Genomic DNA, 5154 nt, shown 5'->3' with positions numbered 1-5154 from the left:
CGTCCGCCCTGAAGCCATCCCCTCCCGCTCCGAAGGACGTCCATGCCGATACTCTTGGACCCGACCGCGCACACGCCCACCCACAGCCTGATCCAGATCAGTGACACCCACATCGTCCGCGAGGGTGAGCTGATGCACGGCAAGGTCGACACGTACGCCGCGCTCCGCACCGTGCTCGACCAGATCGAGGCGTCCACGCTGAAGATCGGTGCCCTGCTGCTCACCGGTGACCTCGCCGACCGCGGTGATCTGCTGGCCTACCAGCGGTTGCGTGACCTGGTCGAACCGGTGGCGGCGCGCTTGGGCACGCCCGTGCTCTACGGCGTCGGCAACCACGACTCGCGTGGCCCGTTCCGGGAGGGACTGCTCGGCGCGGAACCCACGGTGGAGGCTCACGACTACGTGCACTGGGTCGGTGACCTGCGGATCATCATGCTCGACACCACCGAACCGGGCGAGCACAGCGGCTTCCTGAGCACCGCCCAGCTGCGCTGGCTCGCCGACGAGCTGGCCACCGCGGCCCCCGACGGGACCATCCTCGCCCTGCATCACCCACCCGTGCCGTCCGCGCTCGCGATGGTGAACTCGCTCCTGCTCGCCGAGCCGCAGCACCTCGCCGACGTGCTCGCCGGCAGCGACGTGAAGATCGTGCTGGCCGGTCACGCCCACCACGCGTCCACGGGCGTGCTCAGCGGCGTTCCGGTCTGGGTGGCGGGTGCCACCGCCTACCGGCTACGCACCCTCGGCCCGGCCGACCGGATAACCGGCCTGGTCGGGGGCGAGTACACCCGGATCGACGTCTACCCCGAGGGGGCCGTCGCCACCGCGGTACCGATCGCCACCACCGAGGTGGTCTACGACATGACCCTCGACGAGGTCGTCCGGCTCGCGGCGGATTATCACTGACTCCGTCCGGCACCGATCCCCGTCCGGCACCCACCCCCGTCCGGCACCGACCCTCGTCCAGTACGTCGGCCCTTCCCGCGCCTCCGGATTTCCCGCGCCTCCGGAAAGGATGTTTCCGAACCGTGTTCGTCGAAATCGCCATCCCGGGGGCAGCCGGCACCACGATCCCCGCCGGTGCCGCAGTTTCCGCCGGTGCCGCACTCCCCGCCAACACCGCCTCCCCCGCCAACACCGCGTCACGCGTGCCGGTGCGGGCCGCCCGGCCATCGCTGGCCCGGCGGATGCTCGCTGCCACCCCGCCCTACCTGTACCTGCTGCCCGGAGTGGCCAGCCTGGTGCTATGGATTCGGAATGAAATAACTTGTTCACTTCGGGGTCCTCGCGAGCCCGTGACCTGCGAAGACGCATATTGGCTTGCATTAATTACTTCATTACGAATTCTATGGACCTACAAACCGATCATCGAGGCCGTCCAGCTGTCCTTTTACCACTGGAACCTGCTGCCGAATTCGCCACGGACCTACGTCGCTCTGGACAATTACCGGCTGGTCCTCACCCTTCCGCAGCTCCGGGGCGCCGCGAAGAACACGCTGTGGTACATCCTCGGCCTGATTCCGTTCGCCATCGTTCTGCCCACCGCCATCGCGCTGGTCATCCGGGACCTGGGCGGTCGATCGCGCACCGTCTACCGGGCGCTGGTCTTTCTGCCGATACTGGTCGCGCCGGTCCCCGCCGCCGCGGTCTGGCGCTGGTTGCTGGACTCCAGAGGGGTGGTGAACCACACCCTCGGGTTCGGTGCCTACAGCTGGCTGCGGGAGGAGCGGACGGCGCTGATCGCCATCCTGGCGATCTGCGCATGGCAGATCCTCGGCTTCGCCACCCTCGTCATCTCCGCCGGACTCACCGGCATCAGCAGTGATTACGCCGAGGCCGCCGAGATGGACGGAGCGTCGCGCTGGCAGGTCACCCGGTGGGTGACCCTGCCGATGCTGCGCTCGACTCTGCTGTTCATGCTGCTGATGACCGTGCTGCTGTCGGGGCAGTGGACGTTCCCGCTGCTCGACGTGCTCACCCAGGGCGGCCCCGCCGACTCCTCAACCAACATCTATTACCTGCTCTGGCAGTTCGGTTTCCGCAGCCTGGACTCCGGCCTGGCCTCCGCGGCGGGCATCGCGTTCTTCCTCGTCTTCGCGGCGGTGGCGGCGGTGCTGGTCAAACTGGCCGACCGGTACAGCTTCGCTGACAACTGACTCGGACCCTCGGCGACCGGATTTCTCGACACGCCCCGGTCCCTCGATCCAAGGATGCGAACACGATGAGCAGCATGCGGATACCGCGGATACCCCACTGGCGGACCGCGGCCAGCCATCTGATGCTGGCCCTGCTGAGTCTGATCAGCCTGTTCCCGGTGTACTGGATGTTCGCCACCTCCTTCCGCCGGCCAGACGGCATCTTCGACCAGTCGCTCCTGCCCTGGCCGCTGAGCCTGGCGAACTACCGCTACGTCTTCGACAGTCTCGACATCGGCGTGCTACTCGCCAACACCTTCACGATCGCCGCCGTCACCGCCGCCGGCCAGCTCATGATGTCCCTGCTCGCCGCCTACGCCTTCGCCGCCTGGGAGTTCCGCGGCAGGACCCTGTTCTACCTGGCGTTCGTGGCCACCTGGCTGATCCCGTTCCAGGTAACGATGATCTCGAACTACCTGGTGCTGTCAAACCTGGGCCTGCTGAACACACTGGCCGGCGTCATCGTGCCGAACCTGTGCTCGGCGCTGGCGGTGCTCATGCTTCGCCAGCACATGCAGGCCTTCCCCCGGGAGCTGCTCGACACGGCCCGCATCGACGGGCGGGGATCGTGGTCCACATTGTGGACGGTCGTCGTGCCGAACCTGCGCCCAGCGCTGGCGTCGCTGTCGATCCTGCTGTTCATCACCGCCTGGAACGAGTACTTCTGGCCGGCGCTGGCGCTGCAGCGGGCGAACTCCGTCATCCAGCTGGGTATCCGCGGCTTCCTGACCCTCGAGGGCGACAACTGGGGCGCCCTGATGGCCGGGTCCGGCCTCGCCTGCCTGCCCGTCTTCGCCCTCTACCTGGTCCTGCAGCGCCAGGTCGTCGACGCGTTCGTGCGCTCCGGCCTGCGCTGACCGCGCTGACCGCGCTGCTCCCGCGGGCGATCGGCCACGCCACCCTCGCGGTGTGCCGCGCCGCCTACGAGTTCTGGGTCGACCAGGCCGACAGCCGGCCGGCCGAGTGACGGCGATCCGCGGACAGAATCCTCGGAGTGACCGCAGGTGTCGTCGACCCGCCTGACATGAGAGGCCCATCATGGCTGCGCGGTCGCGACCCGGTCCCGGGCGGCGTGCTTTGCCTGGTAGAGGGCCGCGCCGGCGCGGATGAGCAGGTCGCCAAGCCCGGAATCGTCCGAGTTCAGCATCGCCACCCCCACGCTGACGGTGACCGGGAGCGGACCGTCGGCGGTAGCCACCGGGCTCGCCCCGATAGCCTGCCGAAGCCGCTCGGCGAGAACACTCGCCGTCGCAGCCGGGCAGCCCAGCACGGCCGCGAACTCCTCGCCACCGATACGGCCGACGATGTCCTGCGGACGCAACGTACCCTGCACGCGTCGAGCGACCTCGGCAAGAACCGTATCGCCCACAGCATGGCCATGACCGTCATTGACCTGCTTGAAATGATCAATATCGATCATGAAGGCGGCCAGCGGCCGCGCAGTGTGCAGATGCCTGCGAGCCAGAGCATCGGCCTCGTCGAAGAAGTGACGCCGATTCGCCAACCCCGTCAGCGGATCACTCTCCGCGAGCCGCTGCGTCTCCTCGAACAGGTAGGCATTCTCACAGGCCGTCGCCGCCTGGCCCAGCACGGCATAAGCCAGACGAGCCTGCCTGGGGTTGTAGCCACCAGCGGCCCGCGAGGCGATCAGAACAACGACGGTGGGGGCCGGCCGGCACAGGGCCGGCACAGCCAGCCAACTGCCCACCGGGTACCGCTGGCCGGGGAGCACCTCCGGCAACGTCCGGTGCGGCCCGATCATCCCACCACCATGGAACGCCAGCAGCAGCGGGGAGGCCGGGAGCGAGACGACCATCGCCCCGACCGCCCGGCTATCCACCTGGCCGTAGACCGCCACGACCCGCAACGTTCCGCACGGTTCCCGGGCGAGCGCCCACGCCGCCTCGCACGGAAGCTGCGTGGCGGCCGCCGTCATGACCCGCCCGAGGATCTCCGGGGGAGTCACCGCCCTGGTGGTCTCGACGACGACCCGGTGCATCCTCTCGGCCAGTTCCCGCCGCTGGCGCTCCGCCATCAGCAGCCTGCGCAACTCCGCCGCGTCGGCCTCGCGAAGCGAGATCAGTTCCCGGTCGTGCCCCGGCGCGGCGAGGAGCAAGGCATCCTGAATCTGGTTGGCGACCATGCCCGCCGTGGCCGTCAGCAGCGGCCCGGCATCCCGGCGCGGACAGGTGAGATCGAACAGGCCGAGCGTCTGCCCCGTCGCCGGATCACGCAGGGGAACACCGGCACAGGCGAACTCGCCGAAGGGCTCCGCGTAGTGCTCCTGACCGAACACGTGCGCCGGCCTGTGCTCCTCGAGAGCGGTGCCGATGCCGTTGGTGCCGACAAACCGCTCGGCGAAACTAAATCCGGGCACCAGCGATATACGGTCCAGCCGGCGTTCGAACGCGGCGTCGCCGGTGCACCGCACGAGCACCAGACCGTTCGCGTCGGTGACGATCGCGCTGACGGCCTGCCTGGCCAGGCGGTCGGCGAGCTGGCACAGGACCGGTTCGGCCGCGCGCACGACAGGTGCGTCGAGGTCCGACGCGGCGGGGAGGGGCTCGGGGCTGTCCGCGGCCACTGCCCACCGCCGCGACCGCATCCACGACTCGCGGATCGGATCCCGCATCCCACCGGGCTCGCTGGTCTCAGCTGAGATCCCAGCGGTGAAGAACCCCTCGCGCGCCCGCTCGCGCGAGGCTCCCTCCCCACCGTTGAGGCGAACCCCCGAGGCCCGTCCGGCTCGCCGAGACGGTCTTGACCGATCCGGCATGACGCACCTTCCCGCACCTTTAACCGTGTAACCTGGGGCAAGTATATGCCGCTGGGGCATGAGCTCAGAATCATAATTAGCTTAGCCCTGCTCGCCGGAGAGGGCAAAAATTGCAGAGAAAGCAATATCCAGTATTTTTCTCCCGAAAATCGGTCTTTCATGTGATTGGGATTTGCATTGAAA

The 5154-nt window shown here is 68.2% G+C and carries 4 protein-coding genes; 3 read left to right on the top strand and 1 reads right to left on the bottom strand.

The window, feature by feature from the left end:
* Window positions 1–42 precede the first annotated feature (42 nt).
* The 3 genes from AC08OJ_RS17465 (at window position 43) to AC08OJ_RS17455 (ending at window position 3052) form a co-directional block, all read left to right on the top strand.
* Complete coding sequence (locus AC08OJ_RS17465; RefSeq protein WP_476596294.1) at window positions 43–906, top strand: metallophosphoesterase; 864 nt, start codon at window positions 43–45, stop codon at window positions 904–906.
* Between the two features lie 122 nt (window positions 907–1028).
* Window positions 1029–2156, top strand: coding sequence for a carbohydrate ABC transporter permease (locus AC08OJ_RS17460; protein ID WP_476596293.1), 1128 nt, complete (start codon window positions 1029–1031; stop codon window positions 2154–2156).
* Between the two features lie 65 nt (window positions 2157–2221).
* Window positions 2222–3052, top strand: a complete 831-nt coding sequence (locus AC08OJ_RS17455; protein WP_476596291.1) for a carbohydrate ABC transporter permease — start codon at window positions 2222–2224, stop codon at window positions 3050–3052.
* Window positions 3053–3231: 179 nt separating this feature from the next.
* Here AC08OJ_RS17455 and AC08OJ_RS17450 read toward each other — a convergent pair whose 3' ends face one another.
* Window positions 3232–4827, bottom strand: coding sequence for a GGDEF domain-containing protein (locus tag AC08OJ_RS17450; RefSeq protein WP_476596290.1), 1596 nt, complete (start codon window positions 4825–4827; stop codon window positions 3232–3234).
* Between the last annotated feature and the right edge of the window lie 327 nt (window positions 4828–5154).

The organism is Frankia sp. CgKIO3, assembly GCF_977946435.1.
The sequence above is the reverse complement of the archived record's forward strand: the minus strand, read 5'-3'. Positions and strand labels throughout refer to the sequence as shown.